We start from the raw sequence: 17,753 nt of genomic DNA on the forward strand, positions 1-17,753 counted from the left end.
TGCTCGGGTTTGAATAATATGGGCGGATCACCCGGAAAAGTTTTGAGATAGTGCACAAGCCCAGGCGGTTTTGATTGCATTGCAGACACGCCGACCTGAGCGTATAAACACTTATGTACATAAACACTTTTGGGAGGGCTTTATGAATACCGTACGCTGGAATATCGCCGTATCGCCGGAAATAGATCAGTCCGTGCGTATGTTTATTGCCGCGCAGGGCGGCGGTCGCAAGGGCGACCTATCGCGTTTCATTGAGGAGGCAGTGCGCGCCTATCTTTTTGAGCGGGCTGTCGAGCAAGCCAAAGCTGCCACGGTGAGTATGGACGAGACAGAACTGAATTCCCTTATCGACGAGGCGGTACAGTGGGCGCGTAAACACTGATGCGGGTCGTCCTCGACACCAACGTGCTGCTGGCCGCACTGATCTCGTCGCACAGCACTCCAGACATCATTTATCGCGCTTGGCTTGCGGCACGTTTTGAACTGGTGACAGGTGCAGCGCAGCTCGATGAACTGCGCCGGGTGAGCCGTTACCCGAAGATCAAGACCATCCTGCCTGCACATCGCATTGGCACCATGATAAACAACATTCAGCGCGCCATTGTGCTCAACACGCTGCCGCCGCTACCGAAAGGTATCGAGGCCGACGATCCGGAAGATACCTTTTTGTTAGCGATGTCTCTGACTGGTAATGCTGATTACCTCGTGACTGGTGACCATCGCGCCGGTCTGCTCCGACGCGGTAACATCGGCCGCACGCGCATCGTCACACCAGTCACCTTCTGCGCCGAGGCACTTTAACTTCAAGCCAATGTCGTGCCGCCGAGGCATTCGGTCTGCAGGTGGTATCCGAGAGCGCGCGCATCCAGTCTCCAGCCCGCGCAGCGCGCTTCGAATGATCCTGCTCGATACGAACGTGATTTCGGAAACACAGCGCCAGGAGCCTCAAGCGCGTGTCCTTGACTGGCTCGACGCGCAAGCGCTAGAAACGCTCTACCTGTCCGCGATCACGGTAGCCGAGCTGCGGGAAATTGCCCAAAAACTTGACCGTGCAGAGATTCTACCGGAAGCAGATTATCACCTGAGTTTTTCCGATTCTGTACAGCTTTTTCGTGAGCTTACGCCAGCGCGGTTGGTGCTGCTGAAACATCTCAAAAAGAATGGCCCACAGTCCATCTACGAGCTAGCCAGGCAGTTGAACAGGAACTACAGCAACGTGCATACCGATGTTCAGAAACTCACAGAGCACCACCTTATCGACAAAACGGAAGATCAGCAGATTTTTGTGCCTTGGGACGATGTGGAAATTCACCTGTCCTTGAGCGCCGTGGCTTAACCTTCTCCCCGCCCTGGAACGGCGGGGAGTTGAGACTGCGCACCCTCTCACGCTATGTGACCATCAGCACGTCTAAAACCATCAATATCTCTGACCGTACTCACATGCTGACCTTGCTCAAGGAAATGTTAGCTGCTTGGAGCAAGACCTGATACAGTGGTGCAATTGTATATGAGCCAGGCCGAAATCGGGCATTGGAGCTCACGGCAGGTCGTAATTTGATCGCGCCAAGTTCCGTTCACTGGGAAATGGGCAATGCCTTTTCGGCCATGATCAAACGTGGTCGTACGACATTGAAGCAGGCCACAGCATGCCTGGATGCCTATTCTGAGATTTCCATCAAGCTGGTTGAGGTGAATCTGAATCAAGCTTTGGCTCTTGTATCCAAGCATCGCATCTACGCATACGACGCCTACTTGCTGGTGTGCGCCATGCAATCCCATTCACCACTGCTTACCCTTGACCAACCTCTTAAACAGGTGGCTGAGTCCTTGAGTATCAAAATCCTGGAGGTCTAGCTCATGAAGGTCTACACATTCTCTGAAGCTCGTCAAAAGTTCTCGACCGTACTTGATTCAGCCCAACTTGAAGGGGCGGTGAAAATCACACGTCGAGATGGTCGCGCATTCCTCATCCGCCCGGTTCAGAAATCTCTGTCTCCTCTGGACGTCAAGGGCGTGAAGTTGAATCTCAGCCGAGACGAAATTGTCAGCGCTGTTAGAGAAGGGCGCGAGCGTGAAGCCCGCAGCTAACAAATCGTTGCAGCGGACGTTTGACCCGGCACCTGCAATAAACAAAACAGACAAGGTCGCAGAAAAGGAAAAAAATCGCATACACTCATAAGGTTAGGTAACCAGGCTAATACTCTGACCCTGTTCGGGTTTGAATAATAAAACAGCCTGATCTGGAGTGGCCGCCTCAATACCGAATGACAAGAAATGCCGGGGATTTCGCGTAATCACAACAAGATGATTAAGCTTCGCGATGTCTGCAATCACTGCGTCCGCCATGCCCGGATGATGACCCGCAGCCGAGGATAAGGCTTCCAGCCGGCCGGACAATACAGCGCCATGGGCATCCAACCCGAGGATTTTATCCCCATAATTCGCCATCAAGCCCAAAAGCCATATTCTGAGATCAGCCGCTTTCGCTGTGGCGCCTTTGCTGTCTAAAAACACCCGGCGAGAGCATGGAAATAACATCCGTGTCGAGCAAAAAACCCATCACAACTCTACGGGGCGTGACGGCTGCGGGTTGCGCCCAATGGGCGAATCACCCGGAAAAGTTTTGAGGTAGTGCACAAGCCCAGGCGGTTTTGATTGCATTGACTGACGAACCGCTTCTGCGACATCCACGGATACCAATGCGGCAACCGGTTTACCGTGTCGGGTGATGGTGACCACCTCGCCATTCATGGCTTCATTTACCATGCTGGAAAATTTGGCCTTGGCGTCTTTGAGATTGATCGTCAACATGATGAAGCCCTCTTGACATAAAAGTAGTCACCGGTGGTCACCATAGGTCAGCGATTCAAAAACTTCAAGCCAAGGCCTTGTCCAAGCGGCGGGCCACTTTCCGGCGTATAAGTGATACTCCTGCTACTTTTTAGGCGCGTCCCGGGCATCGCTGGCAGCTTGCGCCTTGATGTCATATCCATACAATGGGTGCATTGATAGACTTTAATGGAGATATATCAAATGGCCAACGTGAACGTAAGAAATCTGCCCGATGAGGTGCATCGGGCTATCCGCATCCAAGCCGCCCATCATGGCCGCAGCACCGAGGCGGAAATCCGTGACATTCTGGAGCGGGCAGCCAAGCCGGAGGGGCGCGTGAAACTTGGCTCGTTTCTGGCCTCTATGGCTCGCGAGACGGGTGGCCTGACGGATGAAGAAGTCGCCCTCTTCGAGAACGCGCGCATCCAGTCCCCAGCCCGTGCAGCGCGCTTCGAATAATCCTGCTCGATACGAACGTGATTTCGGAAACACAGCGCCAGGAGCCTCAAGCGCGTGTCCTTGACTGGCTCGACGCGCAAGCGCTGGAAACGCTCTACCTGTCCGCGATCACGGTAGCCGAGCTGCGTGCGGGTGTCGCGCTGATGCCGGTCGGAAAGCGCCGGATCAGCCTGCATGAAAACCTGGAAAAGCGCCTGCTGCCGATGTTCGCCAATCGGGTGCTGTCGTTCGATATGACTTGCACGAAAGCCTATACAGAGCTGCTGGTCAAGTCCCGCGCTGCCGGCTTGGCGGTCGAAACGGCCGCTGCCTTCATTGCCGCCGTCGCCCTTGCCAACGGCTTTGCCGTCGCTACCCGTGACACCACCCCTTTTGAGGCTGCCGGGCTGAACGTCATCAATCCATGGGAGGCGGTACAATAATAAACCTGAAAACAATGGTGTATTTGGATGCCAGCTTTATTGCACCATTGTTCATAGCGGAAGATACAAGCGATGATGTGGAACACTACCTACAACATCTTGGAGAAGATTTGTCCACGCCACTGTCCGGCGTATGGGTAATATTCCCGCTACTTATATTAGGCACGTCCTGGGTATCGCCCAAAGTTTTACCTTAACAAGGGGGCGCAGGTACTCGCCACACAACCATTTCCGAGAGATCGCCATTAGGCGCAACATCTCTAAGTGACGCTTTCGCCGTAGCCCTCACCGCACGATCCGCCAGAGCAGATCCTGCCACTGGGGCAGGATTTTTTCGGGGAGGTAGCGGGCACTTTGGGTGGCACCGGCGGCGCGCAAAGACTCCTGTATTTCGGCGGCATCAGGGTGATAAATCATTTGCCGCAGCACCTGCACCAGGCTGCCGGTATCGTAGGGGTCAAAATAGCTGGCGGCTTCGCCATACACTTCACGATGCACCGGAATATCCGAAGCCGCTACCACACCTCCGCAGCGCATGGCTTCCACCCCGGAAAAATCAAAACCTTCGCCCACGCTGGGGCACACCGTCACCACCGCCTGCCGGAATAACAAACGCAGGGCTTCAGCGGGCACACTATGGAGCAAAAACAGACTGCCCTGCTCTATCCATGGCAAAAACCCCTCCAGCGCGGTCTGATAATCCCAGCCGATATGCCCGACAATAATCAGCTTCAGGTCCGGGTCCATGGTACTGCGCAAAGCTTCCCAGGCTTCCAGCAGGCGGCTGTGATTTTTGCGCGGCTCCACGGTAGAAACCATCAACACAAAACGGCTGTCTGGTCCCAGAGCATCGGCATAAAAACGGGTTTTTTCTTCTTCATTGCCAAAAGCCCGGGATAATTTATAGACCTTGTATTTTTCTTGTTTGCCTTTGATTTTCCCCTCAAACTCACCATGCAAATGGCGGCGGACAATACCGGGAATGCGCTCTGGCTCGGGTTCTGCCGGAAAATAATGACTGGGCAGCATGTTATGAATCGTGTGGGCCAAAGGCTCGGCTTCCGGGAACAGATTCAGCAAATCCCGGCGGGTCGCGTTCGATACGCACACAAAATGCGCACCCGCCCGCACATTGGCAGCCATCGCCTGAAAATGGCTGGCCTGATGAAAAGCCCGGTCGGAAATCGTGTGGGGCATCAACACCGGAATGGCATCATGATAATGCACCAGCAGCGCCGTGCCCTTATTCACCCGCGCCGGGAAAGGCGTCTGGGCAATCAGCACATCCACCCCTTGGGTATTCAGGCGCGGATAGCGGGACGCCAAAGAAAGCTGGGCGCGTTCAATACCCACCAAATGCATGCTGCGCCAAGGGTAAGCACAAACCCGATAATCCCCGCGCAGCACCGCCTCCCGATCAGCCGCAGGCAAACTACGCCCATATAATTCCTGCCAAACGTAGTCCCGAAAATAGCGGGTCTCAAAATGCCCCAGTGGAATTGCCCCCATCCCCATCCAGGCTTTTCCGCGCAGGCGCCAGCTTTGGATAAGATTTTCCAGCCATTCGGCGACATCCCCTTTCCAGTCCACGGCAGTGCGGCCTTTCAGGGCCACCACCACCCGCGCAAAACGATGCACCCGCTCGGCCTCACTGAGGGACTTATGCCCATAAACACCACCGCGCACGCTGCGTTTGGACATCTGCAGCAAGCCCGACAATTCCACATCGGGCAAACGGGCCAACACCCCGTAAAGCAAGCGGGTTTCCTGAGGAATCCCGTAAAAGCCATCCAGGGCGGGGCGCATTTCCATGAGTATACGGAGGTTATTTGGTTTATGCTCCATAAAATTCAACTTCCTGTTTATGATAATAAAGTTGACCTTGTCATGGCCGAATCCAGGTCGGCCATTCAGGCGCAACGCTTCCACGCCACAAACTCTGTTCCGCGTCCCAGACCAGGCCCTGCTCAGGCCAGAAATCCCGGCAGGCATCATTGCGGCCAGTGGCACTAAAATGACCGAGAAATTCATCATGCCCACCGGCCTGTATCTGGCGCACAGCTTCGGCCAGGAGAGCAGTTTCAATGCCCAGGCCAAATACCCGGCAAGACAGTACCATCTGCATGATGGCATTGGACTGCAACAAAGCCAGGGCAATCAGCCCATGAGGGGCAAAACGGTCTTGCGTCGAAACGGCGAGCAAAACACCCCCCGCCGCCAGCCAGTTTTGCAGTTCTGCATCGCTCCAGCGCCGGCCAGTGGTATTGAACTGATTGGTTTTGTTGAGTAGCTCCAGCGCACGTGCATAGCGGGGATGCCTGCCATCGGTCACGGTCTCCACCTGCAGAGTGAGCTGCAAGGACTCCAGCCAGGCCGCCCTATCCATGTTCTCAGCCGCTGCATCCCGCTGTTTTTTGGCCTGAACCAGTTCGGTGCGCCGGGCAGACTCTGCCGACACATGGGCGACCTGCGTTTCCACAGCATAGAGCAGCAGATGACGCCATTGCTCCGGGTCACCGCTGAGGGTCCGCATCTGCGGGTAAGCATGGCTGACTTCGGCAATTTCCAGAGGGTTATCATCTATAAACAGCACATATTCAGGTAACAGGTTGGTTTCTGCCAAAATCTGCGCAATGGCCTGAGACTTGGGTTGCCAACTGATGTGTACCGCGCAGAAATCCTCCAGACGCAAGCGGCTCCCCCAGACTTTGGCAAAATTTTCGCGGGTACTGATGTCCTCATTTTTGCTGCAAATAGCCAGCAAAATTCCGCGTGCCTTGCAGGCCAGCAGGGCCTCGGCATAACCCAGGGGCCAACCTTCGGTGACCTCCAGCGGGATAATCTCATCCAGCTCCGCCAACACGCCTTTCCAGAGGGTATTATCCAGATCGGTAATAATCAGTTTGACCTGCTGATCACCCCGCAAAATCTGCAAAGCAGCCTGTACTTTTTCCAGAATCCCCAGATGAATCAAATCTCCCTGCCGACTACTGCGCATGCCCCCATGGGTGAAATGGGTAACATAGCCATCATAGGCCGTGCTATCGCCGTAATGCAGGCGCAAATCGTTCAGCTCCAGATAAAAAGCACGGTGCTGCACCGCCAGGGCCTCTTCCAATGCGTCATTCAGGTGGCGAATCAATGCATATAAGCTATTCTGACGATTACGCCCCAGCAGACCGTTGATCCGGGGCATGGGCTCCAGAAAACCCAGGAAAAACACAGGAAGCCCATCGGGTAAGGCCGCCAGTATGCGCTGCACCTGGTTTTGCAGTTGCTGACCAGCCCGTTCCCGCAAATCGGACCAATCCACATCAGCGCGCAGATGAAATAAATCCCCATCGCCGTTTTCCGCCACCATACTCAGCAAAGAACGCAGGGTCAGTTGCACCAGCACCCCGTCAAAATCCTCCGCAGAAAGCAGGGGCACATGATCATGAGGTCCAGAATCCATCAGATAGTGTTTAACGGGCCAACTCGCTGCGAGCGCGGTTTGCAGCAGGCCTTCCACCTGACAAGTACCCAGTAAAGCTATACGGGGTGGTTTGCGGTTTTGAATAGCTCTTAAGTAAGGCGTTGGAGAATGTTGTTCTCTTTCTTTCCAATCCAGTAGTGCAGAAAAATTTTTCTGGCGTTGATTGTAAGCCTGTCCTTCTACAGAATTTTGAAGCGCCTGTATAACTCGCTGACGTCCCCGAGATGATTGTACACGCTGCAAATAGAAGCTTTTTCCTGTAGGGTCTATGTTTCGCCCCAGATACTTCAAATAAACCGCGTCCAAAAAAGCGTCATTATCCAGTTTCTGTAAACTCGCGGCATCCGCAACGGAACTCTTACGCTGTAGCCAATGCAGCCGCCACGATATTTTTACCTTGCTCGCCAACGTACTCAGCGCCCCCGCCGCACATACATTTCCACACCCCAATGACCACCATGATCTTCCAGACGGGTATGGATTTCCTGAATCCCGGCTTCCTGAAAAGACTGGACCAGACGGTTCAGATTGTAGGCATTCATCTGCATGTGCGGTTCTTTCAGTGGTTTCCCTCGCAGGGCATTGACCAGCAAACGGCCGCCCGGTACATGGTGACTCAAAAAAGTGGAGCACGGATGTCGAGGCATGACTTGTGCGTATTTGAAATGGAAAACTGCCATTCCGCCCGGTGCCAGATGGGTCAATAACTGCTGCAAGAGGCGTTGTCCTCGTGCTTCAGGAATATGCTGAAACACAATAAAAGAAAGCATAAAGTCAAACTTTTTGCTGGCAACTCCCGAAAGCTGATCATCGGCCAATAGCCATTGCACATTGTGCAGGTCGGCTAATTGGGCAAGGCGCCGGGCCTCACTGAGCATCGCCGGAGCCACATCCAGCCCCGTCACCTGCCCAAAGCGCCGCGCCAAAGGCAAGGACAGCCGCCCTACCCCGCAGCCAAAATCCAGCGCACTACCCGTCTGCCCGTTGGCACCAAAAAAGCGCGTGCATTGGTCCAACACCATATTGACGTAACGCTGACCGGAATCCAAAAATTGCGAGAGCTGCGCATCGGAAAGCGCTGGCTCCGCATAAGCCGCCTCACTCAACACCCCAAAATAAGGCCGCTCGCGCGCAATATGCCGCCAATCGGCATTACTGTCAGGAAGCATGGCTCACATGTTCGTATAGTAATGCACGGCTTCATTGATATCCTCAATGACCCGCAAACGCCCGTTTTCGAGAATGGCCGCATGATCACAATTACCCAGAATCAGATCAGAATGATGAGATACCAGCACCATCGCCTTGGTGGCTCGCCGTTTCAGTTCATCCTCACAGCGGCGGTTGAAACGCGCATCGCCCACCGAAATGACTTCATCTACCAGATAACAGTCAAAATCCACCGCCATGCTGATGGCAAAACTCAGGCGCGAATTCATGCCTGAAGAATAGCTTTTCACCGGCTCATCCAGATAAATCCCGAGTTCGGCAAAGTCTTCCACCTGCGCCACAGTTTCCTTCACATCAGCCCCATAAACCCGGGCAATGAGGCGGGCATTATCACGGCCCGTGAGGCTACCCTGAAAAGCCCCCCAAAAGCCAGGGGCCAGGAAACCGTCATACCGCGATGCACGGTTCCCGCATCGGCTCGCAAAGAACCGCTGATAATCTGAATGAGGGTGGATTTGCCCGCCCCGTTCGGACCCATAATACCCCAGCGTTCACCGGGGTGAATCTCCAGGGAAATATCATCCAGAATCAGACGCATATCCCGACCATGGTGGATGGGGAAGGATTTGCTAATACCAGAAAGAATCAGGCTGTTTTCATTCACGGATAATTACTCATCATCATCCCCCATGAGATGACCAGAATCTGGTTGGCATTATAAGGGCAAGCCGCTATGCGAACAATTTCGCGATCTGCCCCATGGGCAGGAACAGGCGCAAAGGGGTTTGCTGGAAAGGCTGAAAATCAAAATGCCGATAGAAGCTCTCGGCCCGCTGATCCTTGGCTTCCACAATCACCGCCATGGCCGCGATCTGTTGCGAAGATTGCAGGCTGCGATGAAGGGCATTTACCAGCAGGAACTCACCCAGCCCCTGACCACTGACCGAGTGGTCCACCGCCAACCTGCCCAGTAACGTGACCGGCAATTGTCCATAGCGCGGCAACTGCTTCATCAGGTCCGGCGGAAGCTCAGCCACCGGGATGATGGATGACGACAGGGTGTAGAAGCCGAGCACTACAGGGCTGTCTGCCTCAGTAAATACAAAAGGTGCGGCGACGCGCTTCTCGGCGTCTTGCCGCGCCTGCTCGCGCAGATAAGCATTCAACCGGTCATTGCCGCAATCGAACGTCTTGCGCTCGTGCGTTTTTTTAAGCGGAGCGATGTTTTCAGAGACCAAAGAAAGCGTCAATCAAAGCCCCGTTTTTTGTCGGTAGCTCCGGACGGCCTTACGGATACGCATGCCCGGCTCGGACGGTGCCAGCAAGGCACTGACAAAAGTGATTTGCTCTTCGCGAGACAAGCGGATGACTTCGTGCTCTTGCACGATCCTGCTCGCCGCTTCCTGAGTACTCTCAATGACTAGTTCACTTAAAGTGCGCCCTGTCAACTTGGCAGCGCGCTGAAAAAAGTCTTTCTGGTCGCTGGAGACGCGCGCCTCCAGGCGCGCATTGCGCGACTTGTCGGATGTTTCAGGCGTGTTCAGCATGGGCGACTCCGTAGAATGGATTTATGTCTTAGTTTTTATTGTACGGCACTTGTCCGTACTCATCAAGGGAGACGCTTTGACGCTATGCAGAGCGGCTTGTACTCTTCCAAACAGCGCACATCATGATCATTGGAAAATTATGGACCGCTTTCTGAGTATTCCCTGGATGGAGGCCTACGCCGCACACTGCAGCGCAGATGAATCATTGGCAGTGGCACTGAAAGGCTTCAATGCCAGCATTGAATACGGCTGGCTGGACAAAGACCACCCCAACATTTATCTGACGCTGGTCAATGGGTTACCACAAGATATTTCAGAAACCCCGCCGCAAAAAGCACTACTGCGTGTCCATGCCAGCCAGGAAACCTGGATGCGCATTCACCAGAGAGAACTGAGCGGCAAAAAGGCCTTTCTGACCCAAGAACTCCAGTTTCGCGGCTCCATGCTGACCTTGCTCAAATATATGGACCCTTTCAATACCACTTTCCGGCGCATGGGGGATATTCCCGCTACTTTTTAGGCGCGTACTGAGCATCGCTGGCAGCTTGTGCCTTGGGTTTTCTACGCTTGGGCTTCAGCTCGCAGATGATTTCCGCGCGCAGGCTGGCTTCATAACGCATGGCGAGGTCTGCCAGGGTCAACCCATACTGCTGATCAAAGGGTGCATCAAAACTTTTCAGTTTTTTGGCTGTGGCTGTTTTTTGCGCGACCACGGCATAGTCGGGACTTACCCCGGCCAGCACCTGCATCAATGATACGGGGGCATCCCCTGCGGCAAGCTCGGGAGATTCCTGCAAACGCAATATTTTATTGCGCAAATGGCTTTCAGTGGATACAAGAAAGGCAGATAGACTTTGACCCGCGATTTGATGAGAGCTCGGGAACCCCGGTGCCGGTCTTCAAAAGCGCGGTAAAAGTCGGGATCAGCCATCAAGTCTCCAGCATCCAGCGCAAAGTCTGTTCCATGGGGATGGGGGAGAATGGGCCGAGGTATTGTTGCATTCTGGCCGCAGAGCCCAGCAGGCGGGGGACTTCATTGGCGCGGACAAATGCCGGGTTCACCCGGATGTCCAGAGAGTGACCACTGAGTTGTTCGGTCAGGGCCATAATCTCGCGCAGGGAGTGGGCTTGCCCGGAGCAGACATTGAAGGTTTGCCCGACCACGTCTTTGGCATCCAGCAGGAGTTTTACATAGCGGTCCACCACATCGCGGACATCGGAAAAATCCCGGCTGACATCGAGATTGCCCAGTTCAACGAAAGGCGCACGGCGTTGGTAATGGCTGACAATTTTAGGAATAAGAAACTTGTGGTCCTGCCCAACGCCGGTGTAGTTGAAGGGACGAGTAATGACGATGGGCAGTTTATCCATCCAGTTATGGGCCATGTGCTCCATGGCTAACTTGCTACAGGCATAGTGATTGACCGGAGCCGGACAGATGCTTTCGTCGATGACTTCCACAGCGGGGGTGCCATACACATTGGCGGAACTGGCGAGCAGAATACGTCGCGGCGGTGTTTTGAGGGTGCTCAAGGCTTCCAGCAGATGGAGGGTGCCGAAAAGGTTGACGGCATAAAAAGCCTGGGCATCCCCATGACCGACGAAGGCCAGCCCGGCGAGATGGACTACATGGGTGGGCTGGACCTGGGCAACAGCGGCCTGTACGGAAGCGCCATCGGTCAGATCGGCACTGATTTCCTCGGCGTTTTGTGCTTCGTCCTGCACCAGGCCAATGACCTGGGCGCCACGGGCACGCAGGGCTTTGGCCAGATACTGCCCGGTAAAACCGCGCAGGCCAGTGACCAAAATTGTCTGGCCTGTAGCACTGAGTGTTGGCTTGGATTCAGGATGCGTCAATTTGGCCTCCGCAGGTTGTTCAGCCGTTCCTCTGCAAGTCGGCTTCGACCATCATGGCACACAGCTGTTCCAGCGTCGTGGGGGTTTCCCAACCGAGTTCGGTCTTGGCCTTGGCGGGGTTACCAATCAGCAGTTCCACTTCAGCAGGACGGTAGAACTTGGGATTGACGGCGACAATCACTTTGCCGGTGGCCGCATCTCTGCCGCATTCGGCTTCGCCCTGTCCTTGCCATTCCATAGTGATGCCTGCGGCTTTAGCGGCCATGGTCACAAAATCCCGGACGGATTCAGTACGACCTGTAGCCAGTACATAGGTATCCGGGGTGTCGGCCTGCAACATGCGCCACATGCCTTCCACATAATCCTTGGCATAGCCCCAGTCACGTTTGGCATCGAGATTGCCCAACTGCAGTTGATCGAGTTTGCCGAGTTTGATTTTGGCCATGCCGTCGGTGATTTTGCGGGTAACGAACTCCAGACCGCGCAGGGGACTTTCGTGGTTGAACAGAATGCCGCTGCTCCCGAAGATGCCGTAGCTTTCGCGGTAGTTGATGGTCATCCAGTGCGCGTAGAGTTTAGCCACCCCATAAGGGCTGCGGGGATAGAAGTTGGTGTTTTCATCCTGGGGAATGGCTTGGACCTTACCGAACATTTCGGAAGTACTGGCTTGATAGAAGCGGATTTTGGGATTGACGATGCGAATAGCTTCGAGCAGGTTCAAGGCACCCAAGCCGGTAATCTGACCAGTAGTGTGGGGCTGATCGAAGCTGACGCCGACGAAGCTTTGGGCAGCGAGGTTATAGACTTCAGTAGCCCCACTGCTTTCAATCAGGCGAATGGCAGAACCCAGATCGGTCAGGTCAAACTCGACCAGATGGAGATTGGGGTTATCGGCGACACCCAGTTCTTCCAGACGCCAGAAGCTTACGGAACTGGTGCGGCGATAGGTGCCATAGACGGTGCAGCCCTTCTCCAGCAGGAGTTGGGTGAGATAGGCACCGTCTTGGCCGGTGATGCCGGTGATGATTACATTCATAACATAAATCTCCATAGTCAAAAATTTGAAATGCATTTCACAAGAAATGATCAACCCGTGACGGCGCTCATGGTTCAAATACTTCTGCTTTTTTAGAGTCACTCGTTTCACTTCGGATTTATGAAAAAAAACATAAAATCATCATACTTTTACAATATAACAGGATATGAACGCCCATGATTAGACTCAAGTTAAACAAGTGATTAAAATCTATCTCAATCTATACTCACATTTTTTTTATTCGACACTTACCTTCCAGCGATTCAAATTCTTCAAAAAAATCATCATAGGCACGCTTAATATCTGGACAAGTGATGTTATCTTCGTGATAATTTGCACCTATCAACTCTCCACCAGAATTAAGTAATGGCCACCAATCATTTAAGTCAGAAATGACACCATTATAGTCATGACTAAAGTCTAGATTTATTAAATCGAAATAAATCCCACGATTTTTAAAAAAAATTGAAGCATTATGAGGGTCTAACGCCAAGGGCAAAACCCATTCTGTCAAGTTTTTGTTCTTAATGTTTTCTAAGAATTGAGAGTAAAAATCTTCCGCATTAATATTAATATCATCACAACTTATAGTATCCTCATTAATTAATTTATAAAAAGATCCAAGCCATGTATCAATCGCAATAATCGTTGAGTCTTTACCATGCATAATCAATTGTTCGGCTAACAAAATAGTACTTAAACCCTCTTTGCATCCAATATTGGCAATTAACTTGATATCTTTTTCTACCACCTCTTTAAAATAAAGATGGGCACAATTTGAGTACTGCATTTCAGTTTGAAGATTTTTTATTAGCTCTTTTGAAAATGGATCAGCTATTGATTCAAGCACCTTGATTATCGATTTTTTTCGCACAACAGCATGTTTTCTATATATTGATTGATACTGATATTCTCGCTCGTTTAATTCATAACTTGTTTTTCTTATATATTTGTAATGATAAATATGTGGAAATTTTTCAAACTGACCCGACGATGGCATTAGCCACTCACCTCCTTGTGGCATTTCGTGAACGTCTCCAAAATATAAAAAACCTTTATTTTTAAGTAGCCTTAATTGCAAATCAGGATATAGAAATGGAGTACCGTTATCTACAAGATTAACCCTTGGAAAATAACAGCCATCGTACCCATTAATACTATTATTCATTAATCCTAACAACAGCTCATGCTGATCTCTCGGGATCTCCTCGTCACAATCAAGGATAAGAATATAATCAAGATATGATGGAACAATATTTATTGATTTATTTCTTGCGTCTGAAAAACTTTTAAACTCAGTAGTTATGATTTCATGACCGATGTTTCTGGCGAGAAGAAAATCGTGGATTAAGGTTATGCTCTCATCTGTAGATCCGGTATCCACCACGCATGCGTACGCTATGATACTACTAACCGAATCAATCATGTCTAAGGCATACTTTCCTTCATTTTTCACAATAAAACTCAGAGCCAATAATGGTTTCTCCATAGGTAATATCCTAAGTAAATTTAGCAAATAATTCCAATAATTACCAGGTGATTTAGTTCGTAAGCAAATCTAAGAGAGTACGCTAACTAAATTCCTCAGTTATAGCATCACCAAAAAGTGACCAGCATTAACTCCAAAACTTTAACCGATCCACCCATTCATCCAGCTTCTTCTGAAGGAAACACCATCTGAATTTTCGCCTCTTCTCTATCTAACATCGAAAAAAGGATACATAGACTGTAAGTTAATGCCCCACGAAATCACAACTCCGTTAACAGTCATCCTGCGCAACAGGGACATCACTCCTTCCCTTGATATAACACGGCGCAGTTGATACTAAATACTTTGACATATCGAAATTCGCAATTGAAAATGGCCCATTATGATAGGGGCTTACGTTCATTTCCACCTCATCCTCGGGTGCTTGGTGATGGCTCAAAATGTTGGTCTCCTGTATGATTATAGATAAAGCATCTGCTGTTACGCCGACAGAATCAAGGGGATTTCATTTTTTTGGTCAATTATCATCAGCTCGTTAATGATAAAATCTGTTTCTTCTGTAACACATATTTGAAACTCAAGATCATCGTATGTGGTATCCAGATTAAAATCATACTCTTGATGATATTGACCAGGCTCGCAAGCGGTCAAATTGACTTGTGACAACCTAAATTCCCCATGATTACAGACTAAATTTAAAATTTCATTTCCCGTCAATCGTTCGGCTTCACCTTTTAGGATAATACGATACCTCCCAGCCTCATAGCGCTCATATGGACCATAGATAAGAAACCCTGCAATACCACTAGTCTTTATGGAACACCCTTTGGTTTGACCCACCTCGGTATGCAAGCGCGGATCGGAACCCCAGTAACGGCGTATACCATCGGGCATCCAAGTGACATAGGGGGCAGACTTGCCTAATACAATATCAAGAGCGTTTCGAACGCTTTGTATCCATGTAAGGTGTGGCATAGTATCAGAGCGCAGGTGCTGCCCCTTATGGTAATGCGCAAGCCAATGGATTACAGCCTCGGCAATCACTTCTGGCTGGCGGGTATCAGCAAAAAAATGTGCCTGACCGGTAGTGACTTCATGGAATACTGGAATGTCCCGCACCAATAAAGGCAGGCCGTGGCGTGCAGCTTCAATAAGTGGTAAGCCGAAGCCCTCACCGTAACTGGCGGCAATAAGACAGGTTGACACAGTGTAAATCTGTTCAAGATATTCATCGCTTGAGCTTTCTAGCCAGAACAGGTGCTTACCACATTCAGGGTGGGTGCGTAGGCATTCCACTATTTTAGGAATATCATAACGTTGGGGACCGGGCACCAGTTTCCAGCCTTCCTTGCCAACAATGACTAAATTGCAATCCACACCCTGCGCCCAAAGCAAATCGAAGGCGTGCAAGGTTTGCAAATAACCTTTTCTCGGTTCGATGGTACCAACCATCAGAAAACTTGGGCGAGCCGTCATACTGTGCAAGGTTTGTGCTGCATCGATGGGCAGGCCAAAACTTGGATTACTTTTATCCACATCCGCGCCTAAATGGAACCAATATACAGAAAAGGGGCTTTCTCGCTTATCGCCAAAAACTTGTAGCCAATCGTACAATTCATCTGCTACTGATTGGGAGATGCACAATACGCCGTCCATGCGGGTAATAGTTTGTAGCCAGCGATGATGTCCTTGTTTTGCGCCCTCCGGGAACGCTTCGGCCATCAGCACCGGTAATAAGTCATAAACAACAAAATAAACGCGAACACCACGATTCCTCCAGGTATTCAAGATGCTTTCCTGTGCAGGAACGACATAAGGATGATAATCTAATCCCCAGAATACATCACCCTGCCAGACTTGCACCGGTGAGTCTTCTGCCCAGTCAGCACGTATATCCAAAAAACGGCACATAAACTGACGGGCATTGCGATAACCCTGCTGATCGTTAGTTGCGTACACCGGCACCACAACCCATCCTTCGGGAGGACTCTCGACGAGTCGATCCAAGATAGCACGGACAACACGCTCAATTCCGCTTTTCAGATCACTAGATACAATGGCAGAGACATCCAATAAAAGTTGTCGAATCCTTGGTGCAGGTGGAAAGTTAGCCGCAAGTGCATTCGCAAAATGAAGATATTCGTTGATAGAAAGTGACGGAGATATTTGTGGCAATTGCTGGCTCAGTCCGTAAATAGTTTGTTCGGCTTTGGAGTAGGCCGTTTCAATAGCCTCTGAGTATTGGTCGGCACAAAACCGAGGGCTGTGTTGGGTACGAATATACGCCATCGCGTTGGTGCTCAGTTTATTTAGGCCACTCTGTTCGTGATACAAGGCAGTAATGGCTTCTGTTAATTGCGAGTCACTAAATACATCGGGTAGCAAACATAAAACATCAACTGGCAATTCGTCGATGCTGCCGTGAGCGTTGGCAATCAGAGGCAGGCCATAATTCATGCAATCCAGCACTGCAGCAGATGTTTCACCTCGTGAAAGAGTGCGTAACTGTACAGCCATATCTGCGGCCACCAACCAATCCTGATAAGTTTCGTTGCTAGTCCAACCGGTGATCAGGATACGGTCTTTGGCAACACTCCTAGCAATGGTTTTTAACAAGACCTGTCCATATTCTCCTCCATCATTTTCGCCCACAAAAACTAGGAAACAGTGCGATTGTGTGGCGAGGGGAGATGCCAACCAAGCCTTTAACAGATGATGGTTCAGTTTGGTTGGCCCCAAAACACCAAAGCTGCATACAACAAAATCATTCGGCGAAAGCCCCAAGTTTTGGCGAGCAGTAACTTTATTTTTTTGTAGCGGAGGTTGGCGCAAAAGCGGGATGATGGTCCAGTCTTCCGCAGCCTGATCACCGTAAAACTGACGGGCAAGTTGTCGGGAAAAATCAGAGTGGACAATAACACCCAAAGCCTGCTGCAGCACATTTAAATTGCAAGGGTAAGTGTTGACCACCTTAACCAGATCGGTCCGGTTGGTCACAGCCAACCGAGCACGCGCAGTATTCCAGCCATGCTCCTGAAGTAAAACACGTACCCAACCATCTTTATCTGAGCCATGTTCATCACGATGCCAGACAGGCCAGGAAAGATAAAAATCATGCAGTACAACGACACCAGGGATAACGGCCAACAGATCAAACATGTGGTCATGGAAAGGCGAGTTGCCAAAATGATAAAGCACGCGATCAAAATTTCGTTCATTTTTGCGGAACCAGGAACCATTGCGTATGGGTGCGTTGGCTTGCACCCAGTGATCGCCCACCACATCTTGCTGTACAATTACAGTAATTTCGTAATGGCGTGCCAGTTCGGGCAAAAGCTCGGCAGCATAATCCGCAATGCCAGTTTTTTCTGGAGGAATAGGGGAAACAAAAGCCAGCCTAGTGTAGTGTTGCATTCTTGGTGAACCTTAAGGTTAATGATGATAAAATAGCTCCATGTTGAGGGTA

General features: G+C 51.0%; 22 protein-coding genes. 8 read left to right on the plus strand and 14 right to left on the minus strand.

The genetic code is table 11. The features are described 5' to 3' along the window. Positions 1–142 precede the first annotated feature (142 nt). From GCD22_RS11040 to GCD22_RS11060, 5 genes are all read left to right on the plus strand, one after another. Positions 143–382: a ribbon-helix-helix domain-containing protein gene (locus GCD22_RS11040; protein ID WP_031575137.1), complete on the plus strand. Its 240-nt coding sequence runs from the start codon at positions 143–145 to the stop codon at positions 380–382. Beyond that, positions 382–801, plus strand: coding sequence for a putative toxin-antitoxin system toxin component, PIN family (locus GCD22_RS11045; RefSeq protein ID WP_031575135.1), 420 nt, complete (start codon positions 382–384; stop codon positions 799–801). Before GCD22_RS11040 ends, GCD22_RS11045 begins: the two co-directional genes overlap by 1 nt. A 94-nt stretch (positions 802–895) precedes the next feature. Continuing rightward, the gene (locus GCD22_RS11050; protein WP_080707867.1) at positions 896–1,336 is read left to right on the plus strand and encodes an HVO_A0114 family putative DNA-binding protein; all 441 of its coding nucleotides are present in this window, start codon (positions 896–898) and stop codon (positions 1,334–1,336) included. Between the two features lie 164 nt (positions 1,337–1,500). Further along, entirely contained in the window at positions 1,501–1,854 is a 354-nt protein-coding gene (locus GCD22_RS11055; RefSeq protein ID WP_031575129.1) for a PIN domain-containing protein, read from the plus strand. Positions 1,855–1,857: 3 nt separating this feature from the next. Next, positions 1,858–2,088, plus strand: coding sequence for a type II toxin-antitoxin system Phd/YefM family antitoxin (locus tag GCD22_RS11060; protein ID WP_010639844.1), 231 nt, complete (start codon positions 1,858–1,860; stop codon positions 2,086–2,088). A gap of 93 nt (positions 2,089–2,181) precedes the next feature. On the opposite strand, the gene GCD22_RS11065 is transcribed toward GCD22_RS11060, so the two are convergent. Further along, a complete protein-coding gene (locus GCD22_RS11065) occupies positions 2,182–2,451 on the minus strand; it encodes a PIN domain-containing protein (RefSeq protein WP_226859330.1) in 270 nt (89 codons plus the stop codon). A gap of 108 nt (positions 2,452–2,559) precedes the next feature. Then, positions 2,560–2,811, minus strand: coding sequence for a type II toxin-antitoxin system Phd/YefM family antitoxin (locus GCD22_RS11070; RefSeq protein ID WP_031575123.1), 252 nt, complete (start codon positions 2,809–2,811; stop codon positions 2,560–2,562). A 222-nt stretch (positions 2,812–3,033) separates the two neighbouring features. Between GCD22_RS11070 and GCD22_RS11075 the strand changes: the two genes are divergently transcribed. Continuing rightward, entirely contained in the window at positions 3,034–3,291 is a 258-nt protein-coding gene (locus GCD22_RS11075) for a FitA-like ribbon-helix-helix domain-containing protein (protein WP_031575119.1), read from the plus strand. Positions 3,292–3,293: 2 nt separating this feature from the next. After that, a complete protein-coding gene (locus GCD22_RS11080) occupies positions 3,294–3,713 on the plus strand; it encodes a type II toxin-antitoxin system VapC family toxin (RefSeq protein WP_226831262.1) in 420 nt (139 codons plus the stop codon). 285 nt (positions 3,714–3,998) lie between these two features. Here GCD22_RS11080 and GCD22_RS11085 read toward each other — a convergent pair whose 3' ends face one another. The 7 genes from GCD22_RS11085 to GCD22_RS11110 all read right to left on the minus strand — a co-directional run bounded on the left by GCD22_RS11085 (position 3,999) and on the right by GCD22_RS11110 (position 9,905). Further along, on the minus strand, positions 3,999–5,558 hold the full coding sequence (locus GCD22_RS11085) for a glycosyltransferase family 4 protein (protein WP_031575114.1): 1,560 nt from the start codon (positions 5,556–5,558) through the stop codon (positions 3,999–4,001). Between the two features lie 40 nt (positions 5,559–5,598). Beyond that, positions 5,599–7,638: an HAD-IIIC family phosphatase gene (locus GCD22_RS11090; protein ID WP_244947523.1), complete on the minus strand. Its 2,040-nt coding sequence runs from the start codon at positions 7,636–7,638 to the stop codon at positions 5,599–5,601. Further along, entirely contained in the window at positions 7,602–8,357 is a 756-nt protein-coding gene (locus GCD22_RS11095) for a class I SAM-dependent methyltransferase (RefSeq protein ID WP_031575105.1), read from the minus strand. Before GCD22_RS11095 ends, GCD22_RS11090 begins: the two co-directional genes overlap by 37 nt. A gap of 3 nt (positions 8,358–8,360) precedes the next feature. Further along, a complete protein-coding gene (locus GCD22_RS18555) occupies positions 8,361–8,711 on the minus strand; it encodes a hypothetical protein (RefSeq protein ID WP_244947524.1) in 351 nt (116 codons plus the stop codon). Then, complete coding sequence (locus GCD22_RS18560; protein ID WP_244947525.1) at positions 8,708–9,022, minus strand: ATP-binding cassette domain-containing protein; 315 nt, start codon at positions 9,020–9,022, stop codon at positions 8,708–8,710. Before GCD22_RS18560 ends, GCD22_RS18555 begins: the two co-directional genes overlap by 4 nt. A 67-nt stretch (positions 9,023–9,089) precedes the next feature. Beyond that, positions 9,090–9,608 (minus strand): GNAT family N-acetyltransferase, encoded by a 519-nt coding sequence (locus GCD22_RS11105; RefSeq protein ID WP_031575102.1) that lies wholly within the window; start codon positions 9,606–9,608, stop codon positions 9,090–9,092. After that, the gene (locus GCD22_RS11110; protein ID WP_010638488.1) at positions 9,609–9,905 is read right to left on the minus strand and encodes a type II toxin-antitoxin system TacA family antitoxin; all 297 of its coding nucleotides are present in this window, start codon (positions 9,903–9,905) and stop codon (positions 9,609–9,611) included. A gap of 139 nt (positions 9,906–10,044) precedes the next feature. On the opposite strand from GCD22_RS11110, the gene GCD22_RS11115 reads away from it, so the two are divergent. After that, positions 10,045–10,425: an SCP2 sterol-binding domain-containing protein gene (locus GCD22_RS11115; protein ID WP_176212012.1), complete on the plus strand. Its 381-nt coding sequence runs from the start codon at positions 10,045–10,047 to the stop codon at positions 10,423–10,425. Here GCD22_RS11115 and GCD22_RS11120 read toward each other — a convergent pair. From GCD22_RS11120 to GCD22_RS11140, 5 genes are all read right to left on the minus strand, one after another. Further along, the gene (locus tag GCD22_RS11120) at positions 10,415–10,723 is read right to left on the minus strand and encodes a hypothetical protein (protein ID WP_031575100.1); all 309 of its coding nucleotides are present in this window, start codon (positions 10,721–10,723) and stop codon (positions 10,415–10,417) included. The two genes, GCD22_RS11115 and GCD22_RS11120, sit on opposite strands and share 11 nt — an antisense overlap. Positions 10,724–10,835: 112 nt before the next feature. Further along, positions 10,836–11,762 (minus strand): GDP-mannose 4,6-dehydratase, encoded by a 927-nt coding sequence (locus tag GCD22_RS11125; RefSeq protein ID WP_051690742.1) that lies wholly within the window; start codon positions 11,760–11,762, stop codon positions 10,836–10,838. A gap of 19 nt (positions 11,763–11,781) precedes the next feature. Beyond that, entirely contained in the window at positions 11,782–12,798 is a 1,017-nt protein-coding gene (gene gmd / locus GCD22_RS11130; protein WP_153940782.1) for a GDP-mannose 4,6-dehydratase, read from the minus strand. Positions 12,799–13,024: 226 nt separating this feature from the next. Beyond that, positions 13,025–14,287: a class I SAM-dependent methyltransferase gene (locus GCD22_RS11135; RefSeq protein ID WP_031575090.1), complete on the minus strand. Its 1,263-nt coding sequence runs from the start codon at positions 14,285–14,287 to the stop codon at positions 13,025–13,027. 480 nt (positions 14,288–14,767) lie between these two features. Beyond that, the gene (locus GCD22_RS11140; RefSeq protein WP_153940783.1) at positions 14,768–17,701 is read right to left on the minus strand and encodes a glycosyltransferase; all 2,934 of its coding nucleotides are present in this window, start codon (positions 17,699–17,701) and stop codon (positions 14,768–14,770) included. Between the last annotated feature and the right edge of the window lie 52 nt (positions 17,702–17,753).

Origin of the sequence: Acidithiobacillus thiooxidans ATCC 19377 (assembly GCF_009662475.1) — a bacterium.
Lineage (GTDB): Bacteria > Pseudomonadota > Gammaproteobacteria > Acidithiobacillales > Acidithiobacillaceae > Acidithiobacillus > Acidithiobacillus thiooxidans.

Excerpts from the sequence above, each read along its gene's own strand:
- GCD22_RS11040 (WP_031575137.1), top strand. The coding sequence starts at position 143 with ATGAATACCGTACGCTGGAATATCGCCGTATCGCCGGAAATAGATCAG.
- GCD22_RS11045 (WP_031575135.1), top strand. The coding sequence starts at position 382 with ATGCGGGTCGTCCTCGACACCAACGTGCTGCTGGCCGCACTGATCTCG.
- GCD22_RS11050 (WP_080707867.1), top strand. The coding sequence starts at position 896 with ATGATCCTGCTCGATACGAACGTGATTTCGGAAACACAGCGCCAGGAG.
- GCD22_RS11060 (WP_010639844.1), top strand. The coding sequence starts at position 1,858 with ATGAAGGTCTACACATTCTCTGAAGCTCGTCAAAAGTTCTCGACCGTA.
- GCD22_RS11070 (WP_031575123.1), bottom strand. The coding sequence starts at position 2,811 with ATGTTGACGATCAATCTCAAAGACGCCAAGGCCAAATTTTCCAGCATG.
- GCD22_RS11075 (WP_031575119.1), top strand. The coding sequence starts at position 3,034 with ATGGCCAACGTGAACGTAAGAAATCTGCCCGATGAGGTGCATCGGGCT.
- GCD22_RS11085 (WP_031575114.1), bottom strand. The coding sequence starts at position 5,558 with ATGGAGCATAAACCAAATAACCTCCGTATACTCATGGAAATGCGCCCC.
- GCD22_RS11095 (WP_031575105.1), bottom strand. The coding sequence starts at position 8,357 with ATGCTTCCTGACAGTAATGCCGATTGGCGGCATATTGCGCGCGAGCGG.
- GCD22_RS11110 (WP_010638488.1), bottom strand. The coding sequence starts at position 9,905 with ATGCTGAACACGCCTGAAACATCCGACAAGTCGCGCAATGCGCGCCTG.
- GCD22_RS11115 (WP_176212012.1), top strand. The coding sequence starts at position 10,045 with ATGGACCGCTTTCTGAGTATTCCCTGGATGGAGGCCTACGCCGCACAC.
- gmd (WP_153940782.1), bottom strand. The coding sequence starts at position 12,798 with ATGAATGTAATCATCACCGGCATCACCGGCCAAGACGGTGCCTATCTC.
- GCD22_RS11135 (WP_031575090.1), bottom strand. The coding sequence starts at position 14,287 with ATGGAGAAACCATTATTGGCTCTGAGTTTTATTGTGAAAAATGAAGGA.
- GCD22_RS11140 (WP_153940783.1), bottom strand. The coding sequence starts at position 17,701 with ATGCAACACTACACTAGGCTGGCTTTTGTTTCCCCTATTCCTCCAGAA.